The 22,862-nt window shown below is 59.9% G+C and carries 14 protein-coding genes and 1 pseudogene; 8 read left to right on the plus strand and 7 right to left on the minus strand.

Features of this window, described 5'->3' with window-relative positions; genetic code table 11:
- The first annotated feature begins 61 nt into the window (after positions 1 to 61).
- The 3 genes from ccoG to ACA065_RS16805 all read left to right on the plus strand — a co-directional run bounded on the left by ccoG (position 62) and on the right by ACA065_RS16805 (position 3,519).
- Positions 62 to 1,471, plus strand: coding sequence for a cytochrome c oxidase accessory protein CcoG (ccoG, locus tag ACA065_RS16795; protein ID WP_497690653.1), 1,410 nt, complete (start codon positions 62 to 64; stop codon positions 1,469 to 1,471).
- Positions 1,472 to 1,546: 75 nt separating this feature from the next.
- Positions 1,547 to 2,956, plus strand: a complete 1,410-nt coding sequence (mapR, locus tag ACA065_RS16800) for a GntR family transcriptional regulator MpaR (RefSeq protein WP_497690654.1) — start codon at positions 1,547 to 1,549, stop codon at positions 2,954 to 2,956.
- A gap of 185 nt (positions 2,957 to 3,141) precedes the next feature.
- Positions 3,142 to 3,519 (plus strand): hypothetical protein, encoded by a 378-nt coding sequence (locus ACA065_RS16805; RefSeq protein WP_497690655.1) that lies wholly within the window; start codon positions 3,142 to 3,144, stop codon positions 3,517 to 3,519.
- Positions 3,520 to 3,531: 12 nt separating this feature from the next.
- On the opposite strand, the gene ACA065_RS16810 is transcribed toward ACA065_RS16805, so the two are convergent.
- On the minus strand, positions 3,532 to 4,278 hold the full coding sequence (locus tag ACA065_RS16810; protein ID WP_497690656.1) for an SDR family oxidoreductase: 747 nt from the start codon (positions 4,276 to 4,278) through the stop codon (positions 3,532 to 3,534).
- A 54-nt stretch (positions 4,279 to 4,332) separates the two neighbouring features.
- Positions 4,333 to 6,429, minus strand: a complete 2,097-nt coding sequence (locus tag ACA065_RS16815; RefSeq protein ID WP_497690657.1) for a putative bifunctional diguanylate cyclase/phosphodiesterase — start codon at positions 6,427 to 6,429, stop codon at positions 4,333 to 4,335.
- Between the two features lie 826 nt (positions 6,430 to 7,255).
- On the opposite strand from ACA065_RS16815, the gene tnpB reads away from it, so the two are divergent.
- Together tnpB and tnpC are read left to right on the plus strand one after the other, a co-directional pair.
- Positions 7,256 to 7,615, plus strand: a complete 360-nt coding sequence (gene tnpB, locus ACA065_RS16820) for an IS66 family insertion sequence element accessory protein TnpB (RefSeq protein ID WP_339541464.1) — start codon at positions 7,256 to 7,258, stop codon at positions 7,613 to 7,615.
- A gap of 18 nt (positions 7,616 to 7,633) precedes the next feature.
- Positions 7,634 to 9,145, plus strand: a complete 1,512-nt coding sequence (tnpC, locus tag ACA065_RS16825; protein ID WP_497690658.1) for an IS66 family transposase — start codon at positions 7,634 to 7,636, stop codon at positions 9,143 to 9,145.
- A gap of 528 nt (positions 9,146 to 9,673) precedes the next feature.
- On the opposite strand, the gene ACA065_RS16830 is transcribed toward tnpC, so the two are convergent.
- From ACA065_RS16830 to tpx, 5 genes are all read right to left on the minus strand, one after another.
- Positions 9,674 to 11,197: an efflux transporter outer membrane subunit gene (locus ACA065_RS16830; RefSeq protein WP_497690659.1), complete on the minus strand. Its 1,524-nt coding sequence runs from the start codon at positions 11,195 to 11,197 to the stop codon at positions 9,674 to 9,676.
- Positions 11,194 to 14,301, minus strand: a complete 3,108-nt coding sequence (locus tag ACA065_RS16835; RefSeq protein WP_497690660.1) for an efflux RND transporter permease subunit — start codon at positions 14,299 to 14,301, stop codon at positions 11,194 to 11,196. Before ACA065_RS16835 ends, ACA065_RS16830 begins: the two co-directional genes overlap by 4 nt.
- On the minus strand, positions 14,298 to 17,399 hold the full coding sequence (locus ACA065_RS16840) for an MdtB/MuxB family multidrug efflux RND transporter permease subunit (protein ID WP_497690661.1): 3,102 nt from the start codon (positions 17,397 to 17,399) through the stop codon (positions 14,298 to 14,300). Before ACA065_RS16840 ends, ACA065_RS16835 begins: the two co-directional genes overlap by 4 nt.
- Positions 17,396 to 18,700, minus strand: coding sequence for an MdtA/MuxA family multidrug efflux RND transporter periplasmic adaptor subunit (locus tag ACA065_RS16845; RefSeq protein ID WP_497690662.1), 1,305 nt, complete (start codon positions 18,698 to 18,700; stop codon positions 17,396 to 17,398). Before ACA065_RS16845 ends, ACA065_RS16840 begins: the two co-directional genes overlap by 4 nt.
- Positions 18,701 to 18,929: 229 nt before the next feature.
- A complete protein-coding gene (tpx, locus tag ACA065_RS16850; protein ID WP_497690663.1) occupies positions 18,930 to 19,430 on the minus strand; it encodes a thiol peroxidase in 501 nt (166 codons plus the stop codon).
- A 171-nt stretch (positions 19,431 to 19,601) separates the two neighbouring features.
- Between tpx and ACA065_RS16855 the strand changes: the two genes are divergently transcribed.
- The 3 genes and pseudogenes from ACA065_RS16855 to ACA065_RS16865 form a co-directional block, all read left to right on the plus strand.
- On the plus strand, positions 19,602 to 20,891 hold the full coding sequence (locus ACA065_RS16855; RefSeq protein WP_497690664.1) for a glycosyltransferase: 1,290 nt from the start codon (positions 19,602 to 19,604) through the stop codon (positions 20,889 to 20,891).
- 72 nt (positions 20,892 to 20,963) lie between these two features.
- Complete coding sequence (locus ACA065_RS16860; protein ID WP_497690665.1) at positions 20,964 to 21,869, plus strand: helix-turn-helix domain-containing protein; 906 nt, start codon at positions 20,964 to 20,966, stop codon at positions 21,867 to 21,869.
- 795 nt (positions 21,870 to 22,664) lie between these two features.
- Positions 22,665 to 22,760, plus strand: a pseudogene (locus tag ACA065_RS16865) (AraC family transcriptional regulator); the annotation flags it as partial.
- Positions 22,761 to 22,862: the final 102 nt, after the last annotated feature.

Raw genomic sequence — 22,862 nt, forward strand, 5'->3', positions numbered from 1 at the left:
TATGCAAACAGAGCGGCGCTCATAGTTCATCGGCCTGATGGAGGCTGATGAGCGAACGACCATGAGCGAAAGAATCCCAACCGTGGAAACCTTTGAGCCCATACACCCGCAGAAGGTGAAGGCCAAATCCAGCGACAATCTTATCCATACCCGTAGCTTTACCGGCCTGTTCCGCACCTTGCGCGTGAGCGGTGCAGGCGTTTTGTTTGTAGCCTTTTTCGGCACCGTGTGGCTGAACTGGGCTGGGCGGCAAGCGGTGCTGTGGGACCTGGCTGAAAGCAAATTCCACATTTTCGGCGCAACCTTCTGGCCACAGGACTTCATCCTGTTGTCGGCGCTGCTGATCATCTGCGCCTTCGGCCTCTTTGCGATTACCGTATTCGCAGGCCGCGTGTGGTGCGGCTACACCTGCCCGCAAAGCTCGTTTACCTGGCTGTTCATGTGGTGTGAAAAGGTCACCGAAGGCGAACGCAACCAGCGCATCAAACTGCAAGCGGCGCCCTGGAGCCTGAACAAACTGGCACGGCGTTCGGCCAAACATACGTTGTGGCTGGGCATCAGCGTGCTCACCGGGCTGACCTTTGTGGGTTACTTCACGCCCATTCGCCCCTTGGCCATGGAGCTGCTGACCTGGCAGATGGGTGGAGTAAGCCTGTTCTGGGTGCTGTTTTTCACCGCTGCCACCTATATCAATGCCGGTTGGCTGCGCGAGGCGGTGTGCATGCACATGTGCCCTTATGCGCGGTTCCAGAGCGTGATGTTCGACAAGGACACCCTGACCATTTCTTATGACGCGGCGCGTGGCGAACACCGCGGCCCCCGCAAACGTGACGCCAAACCTGCGGACACCGGCCTGGGCGACTGCATCGACTGCCAGCTGTGTGTGCAGGTATGCCCCACCGGCATCGACATCCGTGACGGCCTGCAAATGGAGTGCATCGGCTGCGCAGCCTGCATCGACGCCTGTGATTCGATCATGGACAAGATGGGCTATGCCCGTGGCCTGGTCAGCTATACCTCTGAACACCAATTGCAAGGCGGCAAAACCCATCTGCTCAGGCCACGGCTGATCGGCTACAGTGCCGTGCTGCTGGTGATGATTGCGGCCCTGGTGATGGCCTTGGTGGGGCGGCCGATGGTGTCGCTGGACGTGACCAAGGACCGTGGCCTGTTCCGTGAGAATAGCCAGGGCCTGATTGAAAACATCTACAGCCTCAAGGTCATCAACAAGACCCAGCAGCGCCAGGACTACCGCCTGGAGCTGGTCGATGCCGATGGCTTCCAGTTGCAAGGCAAGACCGAGATCAGCCTTGCGCCGGGGGAAATCAGCGATGTACCGGTGTCGGTGGCGTTGTTGGCCGACAAGCCGGCGAGCAGTTCACAAACCCTGCGGTTCAAGGTGACGGATGTGGATGAACCGTGGATCTACAGTGCTGCCGACAGCCGCTTTGTGGCGCCGATAAACCGCTGAGGTCTGTGTTTTGAAAGCGCCGAGGGCCCACATTTTGCTCGGCGTACCTACTGTAAAATTGTTTTTAAGGCCCTCATGAAACGCTACGAAAAATTCGCCGATGACATCGCAGAACTGATCCGCTCCGGCGTCCTTGGGCCCGGCCAGCGCGTGCCGTCGGTGCGCTATGCGAGCCAGACCTACGGCGTCAGCCCATCCACCGTGTTCCAGGCTTACTACCTGCTGGAGCGTCGCGGCCTGATTCGCGCACGGCCGCGTTCCGGTTACTTCGTCAACACCCATGCGCCAAGCCCGTTCTCCGAGCCGGTGGTGAGCGAGCACGTGCATGAATCCACTGAAGTGGACGTGAGTGAGCTGGTGTTTTCGGTGCTTGATTCCATCAAGGACCCGAATACGGTGCCCTTCGGCTCGGCCTTCCCCAGCCCGATGCTGTTTCCGCTGCCACGCCTGGCGCGCTCCCTGGCCAGCGCCGGCCGCGAGATGGACCCGCGCCTGGTAGTCACCGACATGTCGCCTGGCAACCCGCAACTGCGCAGGCAAATTGCCCTGCGTTACATGGTCGGCGGCCTGATGCTGCCCATGGAAGAACTGCTGATCACCAACGGCGCCCTCGAAGCGCTGAACCTGTGCCTGCAGGCGGTAACCGAACCGGGCGACCTGGTGGCCATTGAAGCACCGGCGTTTTATGCCTGCCTGCAAGTGCTGGAGCGCCTGAAGCTCAAGGCGGTGGAAATCCCCGTGCACCCGCGTGATGGCATCGACCTCAGCGCTTTGGCGCAAAGCCTTGAGCGCTACCCGATCAAGGCCTGCTGGACCATGACCAGCTTCCAGAACCCCATGGGCGCCACCCTGCCGGAAGCGAAGAAGCAGGCGTTGGTGGAACTGCTGCGCGGTCATCAGGTGCCGCTGATCGAAGATGACGTATACGCGGAATTGTATTACGGGCAACACGCGCCGAAACCGGCCAAAGCCTTCGACACCGAAGGCCTGGTGATGCACTGCGGCTCCTTTGCCAAGAGCCTCGCCCCAGGTTACCGCGTGGGTTGGGTTGCGGCTGGGCGTTACGCGCAGAAGGTTGAGCGCTTGAAGCTGATGACCTCGTTGTGCCCCTCGATGCCGGCCCAGGCGGCGATTGCCGATTACCTGCAACACGGCGGCTATGACCGCCACTTGCGCAAATTGCGCTATGCCCTGGAAGAACAACAAAGCGCCATGCTGGCGGCCATCGCCCGTTATTTCCCGACGCAAACGCGGGTCAGCCAGCCGGCCGGCGGGTATTTCCTGTGGCTGGAACTGCCGGAACAGACCGACTCGCTGAAGTTGTTCCAGATGGCCTTGGCCCAAGGCATCAGCATTGCGCCGGGGCCGATTTTTTCGGCGACCCAGCGCTTCCGCAATTGCATTCGCTTGAACTATGGCAGCCCCTGGACCGAGGCGTCGGAGAAGGCGATGGAGACATTGGGACGTATTGTGCGGTCGTTCTAGGCAGGAACCCATCTGAACAGAGAGCCACACAAAGAGGCGCACATTGCTTGGGTAGATAAGTGCGCATCTCTTGGTTCAACTTACAGGTTTTCCCCATGTGTATGTCTGTCACCTCCCAGCGTTTAAGGCTACTCCCCATCCCTCCACACTACATGCGCGCAGCCGAGCAGAGACAAGTGCGCGAGATGACTAGCCCCCTTGGCCGCCCCAGAGGTGACCACCGCTCGGCAGAACGGATTATCGAGCAAAGCTCAGTCGTGAAACGCTTCCTGCAAGGCCGCGATCATTACCAGGTGGGCGATGACCTCCAAAAGCGGGTCGGTGACTGGACTGACGCCAATCCAGACCCACAAGCCAGGGCCGATGCTGCCTACGACCTGGACAAAGTATTGCGCTTTATCGATAACGTAGACGACCGAACCCTGAACGCCAGCGATAGCCGCAATGGGTATATCGATGGGTTTTTCGAAGACGGCTTTGGCAACGTGGACAATTCGGAAGCCAGGCTGCTCCAACAGTTTTCCTGGCACGGGTATGAAACGCTGCGCTTTCTGCCCACCTGATGACCCGTAACGTTAACGACCGCCGCCCAAATCCAGGAACGTCCCGGTGGTGTAGGAAGCCTTGTCCGACAGCAACCAGATAATCGCTTCCGCCACTTCATCCGGGCGCCCGCCACGCGCCATGGGAATACCGGGCTCCAGTTTGCTGACGCGGTCCGGGTCACCGCTGAGGGCGTGAAAGTCGGTGAAGATGTAACCAGGGCGCACGGCGTTGACGCGAATTCCCTCACCCGCCACCTCTTTCGACAGGCCCAGGGTGAAGGTGTCCAGCGCGCCTTTGGAGGCGGCATAGTCGACGTATTCACCTGGCGAACCCAGGCGCGCGGCCACCGATGACACGTTGACGATACTGCCGCCCTGCCCGCCATGCTTGGGTGACATGCGCAGCACCGCGTGCTTGGCACACAGGATCGGCCCGAGCACGTTGGTCTTCAGGATTTTCAGGATACGGAATTCGGACATCTCATCGACCCGCGACTTGTGCCCGACGGTGCCCGCGTTATTGACCAGTGCGGTGACACGGCCCAACTCAGCGTCCACGCGACTGAACAGCGCAATCACTTCATCTTCAATGCTCACGTCAGCGCGCACCGCAATCGCCTGGGCGCCCAGGTCACGTACCTGTTCCAGCACGCTATGGGCAGCATTTTCATCGGACTGGTAGTTGATGCAGATGCGGTAGCCCTCGCGAGCGGCCAGCAGTGCCGTCTCGGCGCCGATGCCACGGCTGCCCCCGGTGATGATGACGACTTTGTCCATGCGTGCGCTCTCCTGGTTCAACCTGTTGGGTAGGGTTGGATCCAAGAATACCCGTCACCCGCAGCTTTTGTCAGGCGCTAGCGCATCTTCGGCACGCAGGATGTCAGCCATGAAACCGTCAGCCGGCAGTGGATGCCCCAACAGATAGCCTTGCAAGGAGTTGCAGCCCAAACGCGTCAGGAAGCTCTGCTGCACGTCGGTTTCCACGCCTTCGGCGACAATCCGCAGCCCAAGGGCCTGGCCGAGGGCGACGATGGCCGAGACGATCGCAGCATCGTCGCTGTCATGTTCCAGATCGCGGACAAAACCGCGGTCGATCTTCAGCTCGTTGGCCGGCAGGCGCTTGAGGTACATCAGGCTGGAATAGCCGGTGCCAAAGTCATCGATGGACAGGTCGACGCCCATGTCCGACAGCTGCTGCAACACGGTCATGCTCGCGTCGGCATCGCTCATGGCGGTGGTTTCGGTAATTTCCAGGGTAAGGCTATTGGCGGGCAACTGATGACGGTCGAGGGCTGCGGCGACACTGTTGACCAACCCGGCATGGCAAAACTGCAGTGCCGACAGATTCACCGCAATGCGCCAGTCTTCATAGCCTTGGGCGTACCACACGCGCATCTGGCGACACGCTTCGTTCAGCACCCACTCGCCGATGGGAATAATCAACCCGGTCTTTTCCGCCAACTCGATAAACGCGGCCGGCAACAATAAACCCTGCTGCGGATGCTCCCAGCGCAGCAGCGCTTCGGCGCCCACGGGCAGACCGCTGACCGCGTCGAATTTGGGCTGGTAATACAGCCGCAATTGTTCGTGTTCAAGGGCATTGCGCAGGTCCTGCAACAACTGCAGTTGCTTGCGCGCATTGGTGTTCATCGACACATCAAAGAAGCTGTAGCCGTTCTTGCCCATGCCCTTGGCGTGGTACATCGCGGCGTCAGCATTCATCAACAGTTCCTGAGGAGTGCCGCCGTTGCCCGGGAACAGGGCAATGCCGATGCTGGCGGAAATTTTCAGCTCATGCTCAGCCACCGTGAACGCCCGGTTGATCAGCCCGACCTGGCGCTCGGCCAGGCCCATGGCATCGTCCGGCTGGGACAATTGCACCAGCAACACAAATTCATCACCGCCGATCCGTGCCAGGGTGTCCTGGCTGCGCAGATCCTCGCGCAGGCGCAAGCCCACTTCGCGCAGTAACTGGTCACCCATGTGGTGACCAAAGGCATCGTTGACCGGTTTAAAACCATCCAGGTCGATAAACATCAGGGCAAAGCAACCGCCCTGCTCTTTCACGGCCTGAATGGCTTGTTGAATGCGGTCGGCGAGCAACGTGCGATTGGGCAGGCCGGTGAGCATGTCATGCAAGGCCAGGTGGGTCAGTTCCTGATTGGCCAGGGTCAGGGAATCCGCGAGTACGGCAGTGCGCGCTTCGAGGCGGGCGTCGAGCAACGAGGTCAGCAACGCGATGATCAACACCGCCAGGGTGGTGACCAGCACCAGGTTGTCCAGGCCCTTGCCGCTCAGGCCCGACAGCGCAGCGCCGCAGAAACTGTTGTCATCAAACTGCGCGGCGGCCATGCCGGTGTAATGCATGCCGACGATTGCGATGCCCATCACCACCGCTGCACCACCGCGCGCCAGGCGTACGTAAGGCGTATTGCGGCGCAGGTTGAAGGCGATCCACAGCGCAGCGCCGGATGCCACAACGGCGATCAACAACGAAGCGCCAAACAGCGTCGGGTCGTAGTCGATGCCTGGGGTCATGCGCATAGCGGCCATGCCGGTGTAGTGCATGCTGCTGATGCCCGCCCCCATGATCAGCGCGCCAAACGCCAGTTGCCACGCCGGTAGACGGGGTTGGCTGACGAGCCATAGCGCAAAGCCACTGGACAATACCGCGATCAGCAGCGACAGCGCGGTGATCCCCAGGTCAAAGCCGAGGGCAAATGGCAGGCGCAAGGCCAACATGCCGATAAAGTGCATGGACCAGACGCCAATGCCCATCGCCACTGCACCGCCCGTCATCCACCCATAGACGGCGCGGCCTTTGGCGGTCGTGATGCGGCCGGCCAGGTCCAGCGCGGTGTAGGACGCCAGGATCGCGACGAACAGGGAGATCACGACCAAGGAGGGGGAATAGCTACCGATCAGCATGGGGTTTCTCAGAACTGACGGGCGTGGAACGCCCGTGCCAGGTGGCAAAGCGGCCGATTGTAGCGAGAATAATTATTGGGCAGTTGATTAATTATCATGGGGCCATCAGTGGCGTTTTGACGTCAATCTGTTGGCTTGGGGTGGGGGTTGGATTGCGTACATATCCGTTGTTTGGGTGATGGTTTGGATTGGTTCCGCTCTTACAGCGGGTCACTTTTGAAAAGAGCCCAAAAGTAACCAAAAGGCTCTTGCCCCACCACTCGGCACCTCGCCTCCGGCTCGGTGTGCCCTCACGCAGGCTTTGGAGCGGGGGCCGCCGCGATGGGCCATCCTTGGCCCAGCGCGGCTAAACCGGCGTCCTGCCGGTTTACCCCCGCTCCAAAGCCTGCGTGAGGCCAGCGTGGTTGACGGGGCGCCTAAGATCAAAATCAAGATCAAGATCTACAGCACGGCGGCCTAGTAGCCGACCTGAGTGGTTAGATCAAAAGCGAAAGCGAGGCGGCCTGACAGCCGACCTGATCTTGGAAGCTGAACTGGGTTTAATGTGGGAGGGGCTTGCTCCCGATGGCGGTGTGTCAGTTGATGCAGCTGGTGAATGGCCCACCGCATTCGCGAGCAAGCCCGCTCCCACATTTTGAGCTCAGTACATCAGGTAGATGTGTGTACTCGGTCAAAGGTGGGAGCTGGCTTGTCGGACCGCCGAACCGCTGCGATGGCATCAACTGGTTATGCCTGATACACCGTAAGCGCTCCATAAACCCCACATTCAAAGCGCTTGGCTGATCCCGGATGCTGTGCTTCCGATTCTCTCAGGAGCCAGCTCGCCATGATGCGACCCGATGCCAAAGTCGAAAAAGTGTATCTGTACCCCAAGCCGGTCGACTTCCGAAAATCGATCGACGGCCTGGCGGCGCTGGTCGAGTTGGATATAAAGGTGGCGGTCTTCGACCCCGTGCTTTTTGTTTTCCTCAACAAATCCCGCAACCGCGTGAAAATCCTCTACTGGGAGCGCAACGGCTTCTGTCTTTGGCTCAAACGCCTCGAGTCCGAACGATTCAAAACATCCCCTGACGCCACCGACGAGGCGATAGTTCTGACCGTCCAGGAACTCAACTGGATGCTCGATGGCTTTGACCTCTGGCGCAATCGTCCTCATCAGGTTTTGACACCGCGATTCGTAGCCTGATTCGGTATAATCCAGGGCATGAATTCCATGCCCGAAGACCTCCCGGATGATCCTGAATTGCTCAAGCAGATGCTTGCGAAGATGCAATCCAGAGTGGGTGTGCTCGAAGAGCAAGTGGCGCTGCTAAGGCAACGACTGTTCGCCCGAAAGTCTGAGCAAGCGGTCGATCCAGCGACTCCGCAGATGGCGCTGTTCAACGAAGCTGAACATGAAGTTGAGCCTGCCGCAGAGACTTCAGAAGAAGAGGTCGTAGCTCCGACCAGGCGGCGCGGCAAGCGCAAAAAGCTGCCGGCCGACTTGCCGCGTATCGAAGTCATCCATGAGCTTCCAGAGCATGAACTGACTTGCGTCTGCGGCTGCCGTAAACACGCCATTGGCGAAGAAGTCAGCGAGCAGCTTGAAATCGTGCCGATGCAGATCCGAGTGATCAAGCACGTTCGTAAAGTCTATGGTTGCCGCGACTGTGAAACGGCGCCAGTCACGGCGGACAAACCCGCTCAGTTGATTGAAAAAAGCATGGCCAGCCCAAGTGTTCTGGCGATGCTGCTGACCACTAAGTACGTGGACGGTTTACCGCTTCATCGCTTTGAAAAAGTGCTGGCTCGTCACGGCATCGATATCCCTCGTCAGACCTTGGCCCGCTGGGTTATCCAGTGCGGCGAGCATTTCCAGCCACTATTGAATTTAATGCGCGATAGCCTGCTAGCCAGCCGCGTCATCCATTGCGATGAAACGCGGGTGCAGGTGTTGAAAGAGCCTGACCGAGACCCAAGCAGCCAGTCCTGGATGTGGGTGCAAACCGGCGGCCCGCCAGATAAACCCGTAATCCTTTTCGACTACTCCACCAGTCGCGCGCAGGAGGTACCAACGCGCCTGCTCGAAGGTTATCGCGGCTATCTGATGACGGATGATTACGCCGGTTACAACGCGCTGGGCGCGCAAGCTGGGGTCGAGCGCCTAGGGTGTTGGGCGCATGCTCGTCGCAAGTTCGTGGAAGCACAAAAAGTGCAACCCAAAGGCAAGACGGGGCGCGCAGATATAGCCTTGAAACTGATCAGCAAGTTGTACGGTATTGAGATCGCTTACAAGGAAAAAAGCGACGAGGTACGCAAAAAAGCTCGTCAGGACTTGAGCTGCCACGTAATGGGGCAACTCAGAGAGTGGATGCGCAAAACACTGCCCTATGTGACTACACAGAATGCACTTGGCAAAGCAGTTACCTATCTGGCAAACAACTGGGAAAAGCTTGAACGGTACGTCGAGGAAGGTTACCTGCCGATTGATAACAACGCCGCTGAACGAGCCATCCGCCCCTTCGTGATCGGAAGAAAGAACTGGCTGTTCAGTGATACGCCCAGAGGAGCCAAGGCAAGCGCTCAACTTTATAGCTTGGTTGAGACGGCCAAAGCCAACGGCCAAGAGCCCTATGCGTGGCTGCGCCACACACTGGAGCGCCTGCCAACGGCGACCTCTGTCGAAGATTATGAAGCCCTGTTGCCGTGGAACTGCTCGCCGGCATCGCCTAGCTAAGCGCCCCCCATCTTGAAGTCGGTGGGGTTCATGGAGCGCTTACGATACACCGAGGTGTTTGCATCGCAGGCAAGCCAGCTCCCACAAAAAAGCAGAGCACTGCGGTGCTGGCAGCCAAACTCGGTTGAATTGTGGGAGGGGCTTGCTCCCGATGGCGGTGTGTCAGTCAGTTCATTTGTAACTGAACCACCGCATTCGCGAGCAAGCCCGCTCCCACATTTTGAGCTCAGTACATCAGGTAGATGTGTGTACTCGGTCAAAGGTGGGAGCTGGCTTGTCGGACCGCCGAACCGCTGCGATGGCATCGACTGTGTCTTACTGATGTACCGAGGTGTCTGCATCGCAGGCAAGCCAGCTCCCACAGAAAAGCTGATCTTCTTTTGCTGTGCTTTTGATCTGCTTTTGCTTCAACCACTCGGGTCGGCTACTAGGCCGCCGTGCTCTGCTTTTGATCTGACAGGCCCCGTTAACCACGATGGCCGAACGCAGGCGAGGTGCCGAGTGGTGGGGCAACGGATATGTACAAGGTCACTCCTTAACCGCGACCTGCCCATCCCAGCCACCACCCAGCGCTGCAATCAACTGCACACTCGCCACCAACCGCGTCTGCAACAACGTCAGCACGGTCCGCTCATTACTCAACGCCGTAGCCTGCACCGTCACCACGTCCAGATAAGCAATCAACCCCGCCTTGTACTGGTTCTCGGTCAACCGCAGCGACTCGCGCGCCGCGTCCAAGGCTTCGTTGCTCACCACCGCCTCATCTTCCAGCACCTTGAGCTGCACCATGTAGTTTTCCACTTCACGGAACCCATCCAGCACCGTCTGGCGATACTTGGCCACCGTCTCGTCATAAGACGCCACCGTCCGGTCAACCTCCGCCGAACGCTGCCCGCCGTCAAACAGGGTCATCGCCAACTTCGGCCCGACCGACCAAAAACGATTCGGCAAACTGATCCAGTCCGCGTAGGTACTGCTGGAATACCCGCCCGCCAAGCTCAAGGTCAAATCCGGGTAATAAGCCGCCTTGGCCACACCGATATTCGCATTCGCAGCAATCACCGAACGCTCAGCCGAAGCAATATCCGGACGACGCTCCAACAATTGCGACGGCAGGCTCACAGGAATCTGCGGCAGTGCCGGAATATTCTGGCTCACCGCCAGATTGAAATTGGCCGGCGCCTCACCGATCAACACCGCAATCGCGTTTTCCAGCTGGGCCCGCTGCCAGATCAGGTCGATCAAACTCGCCTGGGTCGTCTTGAGTTGAGTTTGCGCCTGGGCAATCGCATCCTTGCCGGACACCCCGGCGCGGTACTGGTTTTCTGTCATTTTCAGCGAACGCTGGTAAGTGTCCAGCGTCGCTTGCAACAGTCGGGTCTGTTCATCCATGACGCGCAGCTGCAAATAGTCCTGCACCAGTTCCGATTGCTGGCTCAAGCGCATCGCCGCCAGGTCCGCCGAACTGGCCTCGGCCGTGGCTTCATTGGCTTCCAGCCCACGGCGCAATTTGCCCCACACGTCCGCCTCCCAACTCACGCCCAATTGCGCGCTGAGGGTATCGCGGATACCGCTGCTGGAACTGCTGAGGCTCGCGTTGCTGCTGCCGGTGCCCTGGCTCGCACGGGTTTTCCCGGCGCTCAGGTCCACCGTTGGAAAGAACGCACCGCGCGCGCTGCGCACCTGGGCCTGGGCCTGGCGAAAACGTGCTTCGGCCTGGGCCACGGTCTGGTTGGCATTGTTCAGACGGGTCACCAAGTCATTCAGCTGACGGTCGCCGTACAACTCCCACCAGGCACCACGCGCCAGCGAATCGCTGGGCGTCGCCTGGCTCCAGCCCTGGGCCTCCTTGAATTGCGCGGGTTCGGTGACCTCAGGGCGCTTGTAATCAGGGCCGATGGCGCACGCGCTGAGCAATGCACCGCACAGCAGCAGTGCCAACACTTTCACACCATTACCGATGCTTGTGGTGTGGCGAAAGTTCTTTGGGGCTGCTGCGCAGCTCAGCGGGAGCAAGCTCCCTCGCCACATGGCATTCGTTGAATCGGTCATAGCGCAGTGTCCAAGGCAGCATCGGTACGCACACCGCGCCAAGCGTTGAAGCGGTGGCGCGCGCGGTCGAGATAGAGGTAAACCACCGGGGTGGTGTAAAGGGTCAGGATCTGGCTGAACACCAGGCCGCCGATAATCGTCAGGCCCAGAGGCTGGCGCATTTCCGCGCCGTCGCCCGAACCGAGCAATAACGGCAAGGCCCCGAGGATGGCGGCGAGCGTGGTCATCAGGATCGGCCGCAGGCGCAGCAAGCAAGCGCTGCGAATCGACTCCAACGGGCTCATGCCGTCATGGCGTTCCAGCTGCAGGGCCAGGTCGATCATCAGGATCGCGTTCTTCTTCACCACCCCGATCAGCAGGAACAGACCCAGCAACGAGATCAGGCTGAACTCGCCGCCCAGCAGGTAGATCGAGAGCAACGCGCCGACACCGGCCGATGGCAAGGTCGAGAGGATGGTCAGCGGGTGAATGTAGCTTTCATACAAAATGCCCAGCACCAAATACACCGCCACCAATGCCCCGAGGATCATGAACGGCTGGCCCTTCTGGGTCGCCGCGAACGCATCGGCGGTGCCGGCCATCTTGGCAATCACATCTTCTGGCAAACCCACCTTGGCAACCGCCCGCTCGATGGCGGCCGTGCCCTGCTCCACCGTCACCCCGGGCGACATGTCGAAGGCAATGTCTTCCGAGGCGAATTGGCCTTCATGGCTGACGCGGTCGTCGGCCAGGCTGTTTTCGTAATGGGCAATGGTCGACAACGGCACCCGTGCGCCAGTGGAGGTGATCACCTGCATCTGGTTCAGGGTGATCGGGTCCTGGGCGTATTTCGGGTTGACCTCCATCACCACCTGGTATTGGTTGAGGCTGTCGTAGATGGTCGAAATCTGCCGCTGGCTGTAGGCATTGTTCAGCACTGCTGTGACCATGCTCATGTCGATGCCCAGGCGCTTGGCCTGGTCGCGATCAACCACCAGCGTCACCTGCGCTGCACCACGGCCTTCGCGGGCGTCGATGGCGGTCAGCTCCGGCAGCTCGCGCAAGGCAGCGACCACTTTCGGATACCACAGACGCAACGCCGCCAGATCGCCGCTCTGCAGGATGTAGGAATACTGCGCACTGGTCTGGTCGCGGCTACCGCCAAATTGCAGGTCCTGGTCGGCCATCAGGAACAGGCGCCCACCCGGCACCAACGGTACTTCCTTGCGTAGGCGTTCGATCACCGCCTGGGCGGAAAGCTTACGCTCGGCGATAGGCTTGAGGCGCACCAGCATCACTGCGTTGTTGGTGCCGTTGTTGCCGCCGATAAAACCGGCCACGCTGAGCACCGCCGGGTCCTTGAGCACGGCTTTGCGGAAGGTCTCCATCTTCGGCTGCATCACATTGAATGACAGCCCGTCGTCGCCGCGCACAAAGCCGATCAACTGGCCGGTGTCCTGTTGCGGCATGAAGGTTTTCGGCACGACTACGTACAGCGCAATGTTCACGCCCACGGTGAGCAACAGGCTGAGCAGGGTCAGGCGCCGATGGCGCAGCACCCAGTCCAGGCTGGTGGCATAAACCGCGACCATGCGCTCGTTGATTCTGTGGCTCCAGCGCTGCAAGCCGGTCATTTGGCCTTTGACATGCGGCTTGAGCCAACGCGCGCAGAGCATCGGGGTCAAGGTCAACGACACGATCAGCGAAACGATGATCGCCGCCGACAAGGTGATCGAAAACTCACGAAACAGGTTGGTGACGATGCCGCCCATAAACAGGATGGACAGGAACACCGCCACCAGCGACACGTTCATCGACAACAAGGTAAAGCCGACTTCCTGCGCCCCCAGGTAAGCCGCCTTCATCGGCGGCACGCCATCGTCGATGTGCCGGGAAATGTTCTCCAGCACCACGATGGCATCGTCCACCACCAGGCCGGTGGCCAGGATCAGCGCCATCAGCGAAAAGTTGTTCAACGAAAAACCGAACAGGTACATCACCGCAAAGGTGCCCACCAGCGACACGGGCACCGCCAGGGTCGGAATCAAGGATGCGCGGAAGTTACCCAGGAACAGGTACACCACCAGCACCACCAGGGCCACGGCAATCAGCAAGGTCATCTCGGCTTCATGCAGCGTGGCGGTGATCACCGGCGAGCGGTCCATGGCCAGGTTGAGCTTGACGCTCGATGGCAACACCGCCTGCAACGCCGGCAACTGGGCCTTGATCTGCCGGACCGTCTCGATGATGTTGGCGCCGGACTGGCGGTTGATCACCAGCAGCACCGCTGAATCATTGTTGAAAAAGCCACTGTTGTAGCGGTCTTCCACCCCGTCGCTGATTTTGGCTACGTCGCCCAGGCGCAAGGCGGCGCCGTTCTGGTAGCGAATCAGCAGCGGTTCGTAATCCTTGGCTTTTTCAAGCTGGTCATTGGCCTGGATCTGCCAGTTGCGCTCGCTGTCTTCCAGGGAGCCCTTGGGCCGGCGCTGGTTGGCATTGGCGATGGTGTTGCGCACATCGTCAAGGGCCACGCCGTACTGGTCGAGGGCCTTGGGTTCCAGCTCGATGCGCACCGCCGGCAGGGAGCTGCCGCCGATCTGCACTTCACCCACACCGGGCACCTGGGACAGGCTTTGCGAAAGGATGGTCGAGGCCAGGTCGTACAACTCGCCCTTTTGCAACACGTCAGAGGTCAGCGACAGCACCATGATCGGCGCCTGGGACGGGTTGATCTTCTTGTAGGTCGGCATGCTGCGCATGCCGCTGGGCAACAGGTTGCGCGAGGCATTGATGGCCGCCTGCACTTCGCGCGCCGCGCCGTTGATATCACGGTCGGAGTCAAACGCCAGGATCACCCGCGTCGAGCCTTGGCTCGACGAGCTGCTCATGGTGGTGATACCGGCAATCGCGCCGAACGAGCGCTCCAGCGGCGTGGCCACGGTAGATGCCATCACTTCGGGGCTGGCGCCGGGCAAACTGGCCGACACCACGATCACCGGAAAGTCGATCTGCGGCAGCGGTGACACCGGCAGCAAATTGAAGCTGACGCCACCGAGCAACATGATCGCCAGGCTCAGTAGCATGGTCGCTACCGGCCGGCGAATAAACGGTCCGGACAGGTTCATGACTCAACCGGCTCCAGGCTTTGCGGCTCTTTGCGCCAGCGACGGCCCAGGCGATCAAAATACAGGTAGATCACCGGCGTGGTGAACAGGGTCAATACCTGGCTTACCAGCAAACCGCCGACCATCACCAGACCCAACGGCTGGCGCAACTCGGCGCCGGAACCGGTGGCCAACATCAACGGCACCGCACCAAACAACGCCGCCAACGTGGTCATCAGGATGGGCCGAAAACGCAACAGCGCCGCTTGATAGATGGCCGTCTGCGGGTCGAGGCCCTGATTGCGTTCGGCGTCGAGGGCGAAGTCGATCATCATGATCGCGTTCTTCTTCACAATGCCGATCAGCAGGATGATGCCGATGATCGCGATCATGCCCAGGTCATTGCCACTGAGCAGCAACGCCAGCAACGCCCCCACTGCTGCCGATGGCAAGGTTGAAAGGATGGTGATCGGATGGATGTAACTCTCGTAGAGCACACCCAGCACGATGTACATGGTCACCACCGCTGCCAGAATCAGCAGCAAGGTGCTCGACAGCGACGCTTCAAACGCTTGGGCCGCGCCCTGGAATTGGGTCTGCACGCCGATCGGCATGCCGATGTCTTTCTGGGTCTGGTTGATCAGCTCCACGCCTTTGCCCAGCGCGACGCCGGGGGCCAGGTTGAACGACATCATCACTGCCGGGAACTGGCCGATGTGCGAGATCGCCAACTGCGCCTGGCGCTGCTCCACATGGGCCAGGCTCGACAGGCGCACTTGGCCGCCATCAGTGGTTTTCACGTAGATCTGGTTCAGGGCCGCAGGCCCGAGGGTTTCACCGGATTGAGCCTGCAAGACCACGCGGTACTGGCTGGCCTGGGTATAGATGGTGGAAATCTGCCGCTGGCCGAAGGCGTCGTACAGCGCGTCGGTGATGGTCGACACACTCACACCCAGGCGCGAGGCCGCATCGCGGTCGATCACCAGGAATACTTGCAAGCCTTTGTCCTGCAGGTCGCTGGCGACGTCGGTGAGTTCCGGTAACTGGCTGAGAGCGTGTACCAGTTTGTCGCTCCACAGCGCCAACAGCTCGGCGTCGGGCGAGGACATGCTGAATTGGTACTGGGTGCGGCTCACACGGTCTTCGATGGTCAGGTCCTGCACCGGCTGCATGAACAGGCGAATGCCCACCAGCTTGTCGATTTCGGGCTGCAACCGCGTGATCACCTGGGCCGCGCTCAAGTCGCGCTGGCCGTGAGCCTTGAGGTTGATCAACAGGCGCCCGCTGTTGAGGGTGGCGTTATCGCCATCCACACCAATATAGGACGACAAGCTTTCAACCGCTGGATCAGCCAGGATCACCTTGGCCAACGCCTGTTGCCGTTGGCTCATGGCGGCAAACGAAATCGACTGCGGCGCCTCGGAAATCCCCTGGATCACGCCGGTGTCCTGCACCGGGAAAAAGCCCTTGGGCACCACCAGGTACAGCACCACGGTAAGACCCAGGGTCGCGATGGCCACCAACAGCGTCAGCGGCTGGTGCTTGAGCACCCACTGCAACATGCTTGCATAGCGCGCGATCAGCCAATCGATCCAGGCGCCGCTGGCTTTGTAGAAACGGCTCTGTTCTTCTTCCTTGGGTTCACGCTTGAGCAGCCGCGCGCACATCATCGGCGTCAGGGTCAGCGAGACCACCAGGGAAATCAGGATCGCCACCGCCAGGGTGATGGCGAATTCGCGGAACAACCGCCCCACCACGTCAGCCATAAACAGCAGCGGTATCAATACCGCGATCAGCGACAGGGTCAGGGAAATCAGCGTGAAGCCGATCTGCTTGGCGCCCTTGAGCGCAGCATTGAGCGGCGTCTCGCCCTCTTCGATGTAACGCGAGATGTTCTCCAGCATCACGATGGCATCGTCGACCACAAAACCGGTGGCGATGGTCAGGGCCATCAGCGTCAGGTTGTTGATCGAGAAACCTGCCAGGTACATCACGCCAAAGGTGCCGATCAACGACAGCGGCACCGCGATGGACGGAATAATCGTGGCGCTGACACGGCGTAAAAACAGGAACGTCACCATCACCACCAAGGCAATGGCGATCAGCAATTCGTGTTGCACATCGGTGACCGAGGCGCGAATGGTCTGGGTACGGTCGGTGAGCACCGTCACATCCAGGCCGGCCGGCAGGTTGTCGGTAATGCTCGGCAACAATGCCTTGATACGGTCAACCACCTCAATCACGTTGGCGCCCGGCTGACGCTGGATATTCAGCAGCACGGCCTGGTTTTCATTGGCCCAGGCGGCGAGGCGTTCGTTTTCGGCGCCATCCACAATTTGTGCGACGTCTTTAAGGCGCAGCGGTGCGCCATTGTTGTAGGCCAGGATCAATTCGGCGTATTGCTGGGGTGAGACCAACTGGTCGTTGGCGTCGAGCATCGACACCCGCGTCGGGCCGTCGAAGTTACCCTTGGGCTGGTTGACGTTGGACGCTGCGATCAAGGTGCGCACGTCCGACAGGTTCAAGCCATTGGCGGCCAGGGCCTCGGGGTTGACCTTGATCCGCACGGCCTGGCGCTGGCCACCGGCGATGCTGACCATGCCAACGCCACTGATCTGCGCAATCTTTTGCGCCATGCGCGTATCCACCAAGTCATTCAGCTTGGGCAGCAACATGGTCTTGGAAGTAATCGCCAGGGTCAGCACCGGGGTGTCCGCCGGGTTGACCTTGTTGTACACCGGCGGCGCCGGTAAATCCTTGGGCAGCAGGTTGGTCGCGGCGTTGATCGCGGCTTGCACCTGCTGCTCGGCGACATCCATATTGATGTCGAGGTTGAAACGCAGGGTCAGCACCGACGCACCGCCCGAGCTGGTCGACGCCATCTGGGTCAGGCCGGGCATTTGCCCAAACTGGCGCTCAAGTGGCGCCGTGACGGCGCTGGTCATCACATCCGGGCTGGCGCCTGGGTACAGGGTCATCACCCGGATGGTTGGGTAATCCACCTGGGGCAAGGCCGATACCGGCAGCAAGCGATACGAAATGATGCCGGCCAATATAATGGCCAGCATGCTCAGCGTGGTGGCAACCGGGCGAAGGATGAACAGCCGCGACAGGTTCATGAACCGACCTTTTGCGCCTTGCCGGCGTCAGCGCCGGTCTCCCCTTTCGCGGCGGGCTTGCCTTGCAGGTGCCCGGTCGGCGTGGTCGGCACTTCGCTGCTGTCGTTGACCACTTCGATTTCGCTGCCGTCCTTCAAGCGGTCGGTGCCTTCCAGTACCACACGGTCGCCGGCGGCCAGGCCTTCCTTGATCACGGTGTTGTCGCCATCGGTATCGCCCACCACCAGCGGCTGAACCTTGACCTTCTTGTCGCCATCGAGCTTGTAGACAAAGGTGCCGTTGTTGCCGAACTGGATCGCGGCAGAAGGCGCCAGCACCACGTTGTGCAGGGTATCGGCGAGCAGGTGCACGTTGACGAACTGGTTGGGGAACAGCGCCTGGTCCTTGTTATCGAAACGGCCCTTGAACTTCAGGGTGCCGGTGGTCACGTCGATCTGGTTGTCCAGGCTCTGCAGCACACCGACGGCCTGTTTTTTCGCGTCGCCACGGTCCCAGGCTTCCACCGGCAGCTTGTTGCCGGCGTGGTAACGGGTGAGGACGGTGTCCAGCGTGTTTTCCGGCAGGGTAAAGACCACGCTGATCGGCTGGGTCTGGGTGATCACCGCGAGAAAGGTGGTGTCGTTGGCCGCCACCAGGTTGCCGACGTCGACCTGACGCAAGCCCACCCGGCCGCTGATCGGCGCGCGGATCTTGGTGAACTCGAGGTTGAGCTTGGCGTCGTCCACCGCGCCCTGGCTGGTCTTGACCGTGCCCTGGTATTGCAGGACCAGCGCTTCGGCGGTGTCCAGGGTCTGCTTGGCAATACTGTCCTGGGCATAGAGGTCACGGTAACGCTGAACGTCGACCTGGGCGTTTTTCAACTGCGCCTGGTTTTGCATCAGCGTGCCCTGGGCCTGGAGCAAGGCGTTCTGGTAGCTGCGCGGGTCAATTTCCGCCAGCAGGTCACCGGCCTTGACCATCTGCCCTTCTTCAAAGGCGATCTTCACCAGCTCACCGCCCACCCGGCTGCGTACATTGATGGTATTGAGCGCGGTCACCGTGCCCAACGCCTTGTAGTACACCGGGAACTCGCCCGTGACCGCCGGCGCCACACGCACCGGAATCGGGCCGGTAGAACCCCCGAAGCCGGGGCGCGCCATCCCCGTCTTGCCGGTGTGCCCGGCCGGTTTCTGCGCGGCGGCATCCTTGTGGCTGCCGGGCCAGAATTTCCAGCACAGGCCGGCGATAACCAGCAGCACGAGCAGGCCAAACAGCCAGCGGCGGGAGTTGCGGGGGGAGGATTGCATGGAGTGATCAACCATTGGGCGCGAGAGCTTCTACTTTGGGAGGCTGAAAGATAAGCACTGGGGCGCATTAAGAAAAGCGTCTTTACCGGCTATTTACCTTGGATTACAACTTTTAACTTCTGACCTTAGTCCGTTCGCTATTTCGCTAAACCGCTGACTCTAAATGAAAACGGCCTGGACTAGGCCAGGCCGCAATCATCTATCAAGCGTGTTACTGCCAAAAGACAGTAATGCGCTGAAACAGTTACTTCAAAACAGCCAGGGCTGCTTCGTAGTTCGGCTCTTGGCCGATTTCGCTGACCAACTCGCTGTGCAGCACGTTGTTGTTCTCGTCCAATACCACCACGGCACGGGCGGTCAGGCCTTGCAGTGGGCCGTCAGCGATGGATACACCGTAGTCAACGGCGAAGTCGGCGTTGCGAAAGTCCGACAGGCTCAGGACGTTGTCCAGACCCTCGGTGCCGCAGAAACGCTTCTGGGCAAATGGCAGGTCGGAGGAGATGCACAACACGACCGTGTTGCTCAATTCGTTGGCCTGGGCGTTGAACTTGCGTACCGACGTCGCGCAGGTTGGGGTGTCAACGCTTGGGAAGATGTTCAACACTTTGCGCTTGCCGGCGAAAGTTTCCAGGGTCGCCTCGGAGAGATCGACGGTGGTCAGGGCGAGCTCTGGGGCGGTGGAACCGGTTTTCGGCAATTCGCCTTCAACCTGGACAGGGTTACCACGAAGGGTGACTTGAGCCATGAACGGAATCCTTATGCTGGGTTTGATTTAACGAATTCGAGACGCAGAAGTTAACCACAAACTGCCGTGGCTACCTATGGCCGAACGTAAATTGTCATGCCGGCACCCGATTAACAGTAGCTATGGTTTAATTGCGCGCTTTTCGCCCACCCTGCAAGGAAACCGTTGTTGATGAAGCAGCCCGCCACCCAAGTCCTGGTCATTGGTTATGTCTGGCCGGAACCCCGCTCCTCGGCCGCCGGCGGGCACATGATGCAGATTCTCGAGACGTTTCTTACACAAGGTTGGGACATTACCTTCGCCAGCCCGGCGACCGTTGGCGAGCACAAGGCTGATTTGCAGGCGCTGGGTATCAGCGAGTGCGCCATCGAGCTCAATAACAGCAGTTTCGATGAGTTTATCCGCGAATTGGCGCCGGATATCGTGCTGTTCGACCGTTTCATGATGGAGGAGCAGTTCGGCTGGCGTGTCGAAAAGCACTGCCCCGACGCCCTGCGTGTGCTCGAGACCTGCGACCTGCAGAGCCTGCGCGACGCTCGCCAGCAGCGCCTCAAGGATCACCTCAAGGCGTACCCCCACGGCGACGACTTCAGTGCACTGTTCGCCCCCGCGTTGCTGGAAGAGTTCCAATTAATGGCCGACACCGACGTGGCCAAGCGTGAGATCGCGGCGATTTTGCGCTGTGACATCAGCTTGATGATCTCCGACGTCGAAGCCCGGCTGCTCACCGAGCAGTTCAAGGTGCCGGCCGCCCTGCTCCACTGGTGCCCGCTGATGCTGGCGCCGCCGACCGACGCCTTCGCACCGTTTGAAGACCGCGCGCACTTCCTCAGCATCGGCAACTTCCGCCACGCCCCCAACTGGGATGCGGTGCTTTGGATGAAGAACAGCCTCTGGCCGCTGATCCGCCAGCAATTGCCGGGCGCTCAACTGCACATATACGGCTCCTACACGCCGCCCAAGGCCACCGCCCTGCACAACCCCGCCCAAGGTTTTCACGTGATGAACTGGGCCGAAGATGCGCTGCAGGTGATGAGCGCCGCGCGTATCTGCCTGGCGCCACTGCGTTTTGGTGCCGGCATCAAGGGCAAGCTGGCCGATGCCATGCTCTGCGGCACGCCGAATATCACCACGCCCATCGGTGCCGAGGGCATGGGCGATGAGCAGCCTTGGCCGGGCGCGATCGAACACAGCGCCTCTGCCCTGGCCGCCGCTGCTGTAGCGCTGTATCAAGACCAGACACGTTGGACCCAGGCCCAGGAAGACGGTCGCCAGTTGCTCGCCCGTCGCTACGACCTGGCCGTCCACGGCCCGGCGCTGGTGGAATGCCTGGAGCAGTGCCGCAGCAACCTTTCGGCCCACCGCCGGGACAACTTCATTGGCAGCATGCTGCGTCATCACGCGCACAAGAGTACGCAATACATGTCGCAGTGGATCGAGGCGAAAAACCGCAGCGTATAAACACCGACGCTGGCGGGGTCGCGCGCAAGGGGGCATTATCCTACGCAGCAACCACAATAAAGCGACGGCAGCATGACCCGAGCAGCGCGAATTACCGACCCTTCCTACGAGCTGATGGACGATCACAACGGTCTGTCCATCATCTATCGCCAACACGGCTTCCCCTGCCCGCTGGTGCGCTGGCACTTCCACAAGGAATACGAACTGCACCTGATCGTCGCCAGCTCCGGCAAGGTGTTTATCGGCGACTACATCGGTAACTTCTACCCTGAAAGCCTGTTCCTCACGGGCCCCAACCTGCCCCACAACTGGATCAGCCAGGTGGAGGAAGACGAAGTAGTGCCCAAGCGCGACATGCTGGTGAATTTTACCGATGAGTTGTTTGAGGGCGGTAGCCAGATCTTCACCGAACTCAAGAGCCTGGCGCCGTTGCTCGAACGTGCGCAGTACGGCATCGAATTTCGCTGCAAAAAGACCATCGCCCAGGCCATGACCTTGATGCAACGCATCGAAGAGGCCCAAGGCATGGCGCGCCTGGGGCACTTCTTTATTCTGCTGGAAGTGTTGAGCGCGTGTGAGGACTACCAACTGCTGTCGGGGGTGACCACGCCGCAACTGGCCGATGAGCACAGCATCGACCGCACCAACCGCGCGGTGGACTACATTTTTGCCCATTACGCACGCGAGCTGTCGCTGGAGGAAGTGGCGGAATACCTGGGGATGAAGCCCACGTATTTCTCGCGAGTGTTCAAACAAGCCACCGGGCGCACGTTTATCGAGTTTGTTAACCGCTTGCGCATCAGCAAATCCTGCGAGTTGCTGGCCGATGGCGACAAGGCCGTCACCGACGTGTGCTTCGAGTCGGGCTTCAATAACATTTCCAACTTCAATCGACGCTTTCAACAGCTCAAGGGCATGACGCCCTCACACTACCGACGCCTGGCGGTGCAGCGGTTGACTGAACAAAACCTGGCGTGAATCTGACAGCAGCGACACACGCCGAACTAAATTCACCGGTGAAATGAGTGGTTAGATCAAAAGCAAAGACGAGGCGGCCTGACAGCCGACCTGTTTTTGGAAACTGAACTCGGTTCAATTGTGGGAGGGGCGGTGCGACGGTTCGACTTGCTCCCGATGGCGGTGTGTCAGTCAGTTCATTTGTAACTGAACCACCGCATTCGCGAGCAAGCCCGCTCCCACATTTTGAGCTCAGTACATCAGGTAGATGTGTGTACTCGGTCAAAGGTGGGAGCTGGCTTGCCTGCGATGCAGACACCTCTGTACATCAGGCATAACCAGTTGATGCAATCGCAGCGGTTCGGCGGTCCGACAAGCCAGCTCCCACAGAAAAGCAGCTCTGTTTTTGATCTGTTCCTGCTGTGCTGTTGCCCTGCTTTTGCTTCAACCACTCAGGTCGGCTACTAGGCCGCCGTGCTGTAGATCTTGATCTTGATCTGACAGGCCCCGTTAACCACGATGGCTGAACGCAGGCTTGAATCCGTGGGTAACCCGGCAGGACGCCGGGTTAGCCGCGCTGGGCCAAGGATGGCCCATCGCGGCGGCCCACGGATTCAAGCCTTCGTTCTGGCATGCCGAGCCTTAGCGAGGCACCGAGTGGTGGGGCAAAGACTTTTTGGTTACTTTTGTGTCTTTACAAAAGTGACCCGCTGTAAGAGCGGAACCCTAAGCCGCCGTTACCGCAGCAACGGATATGTACTCAATCTACCTAAACCCGTCACAGCCCTAGCGCAACACAAAAAGTTGCGTAGATACCTATGCCACAACTGGATCAGCCAGGTGGAGGAAGACGAAGTCATGCCCAAGCGCGACATGCTGGTGAACTTTAACGACGCCTGTCGGTGCAGCGGTTGACTGAACAAAACCTGGCGTGAATCTGACAGCAGCGAAACACGCCGAACTAAATTCACCGGTGAAATGGCAGTTTTCACCCCAGCGTGTAGGAACCTCAAA

The sequence above is a fragment of the Pseudomonas sp. LBUM1640 genome (assembly GCF_059716225.1).

What these genes read in the sequence shown, in the direction of transcription:
- ACA065_RS16835 (WP_497690660.1), bottom strand. Translation starts at nt 14,301, where the DNA reads ATGAACCTGTCCGGACCGTTTATTCGCCGGCCGGTAGCGACCATGCTA.
- ACA065_RS16855 (WP_497690664.1), top strand. Translation starts at nt 19,602, where the DNA reads ATGAAGCAGCCCGCCACCCAAGTCCTGGTCATTGGTTATGTCTGGCCG.
- ACA065_RS16845 (WP_497690662.1), bottom strand. Translation starts at nt 18,700, where the DNA reads ATGGTTGATCACTCCATGCAATCCTCCCCCCGCAACTCCCGCCGCTGG.
- ACA065_RS16830 (WP_497690659.1), bottom strand. Translation starts at nt 11,197, where the DNA reads ATGACCGATTCAACGAATGCCATGTGGCGAGGGAGCTTGCTCCCGCTG.
- ACA065_RS16805 (WP_497690655.1), top strand. Translation starts at nt 3,142, where the DNA reads ATGACTAGCCCCCTTGGCCGCCCCAGAGGTGACCACCGCTCGGCAGAA.
- ACA065_RS16815 (WP_497690657.1), bottom strand. Translation starts at nt 6,429, where the DNA reads ATGCTGATCGGTAGCTATTCCCCCTCCTTGGTCGTGATCTCCCTGTTC.
- tnpC (WP_497690658.1), top strand. Translation starts at nt 7,634, where the DNA reads ATGAATTCCATGCCCGAAGACCTCCCGGATGATCCTGAATTGCTCAAG.
- ACA065_RS16860 (WP_497690665.1), top strand. Translation starts at nt 20,964, where the DNA reads ATGACCCGAGCAGCGCGAATTACCGACCCTTCCTACGAGCTGATGGAC.
- tnpB (WP_339541464.1), top strand. Translation starts at nt 7,256, where the DNA reads ATGATGCGACCCGATGCCAAAGTCGAAAAAGTGTATCTGTACCCCAAG.
- ccoG (WP_497690653.1), top strand. Translation starts at nt 62, where the DNA reads ATGAGCGAAAGAATCCCAACCGTGGAAACCTTTGAGCCCATACACCCG.
- ACA065_RS16840 (WP_497690661.1), bottom strand. Translation starts at nt 17,399, where the DNA reads ATGAACCTGTCGCGGCTGTTCATCCTTCGCCCGGTTGCCACCACGCTG.
- ACA065_RS16810 (WP_497690656.1), bottom strand. Translation starts at nt 4,278, where the DNA reads ATGGACAAAGTCGTCATCATCACCGGGGGCAGCCGTGGCATCGGCGCC.
- tpx (WP_497690663.1), bottom strand. Translation starts at nt 19,430, where the DNA reads ATGGCTCAAGTCACCCTTCGTGGTAACCCTGTCCAGGTTGAAGGCGAA.
- mapR (WP_497690654.1), top strand. Translation starts at nt 1,547, where the DNA reads ATGAAACGCTACGAAAAATTCGCCGATGACATCGCAGAACTGATCCGC.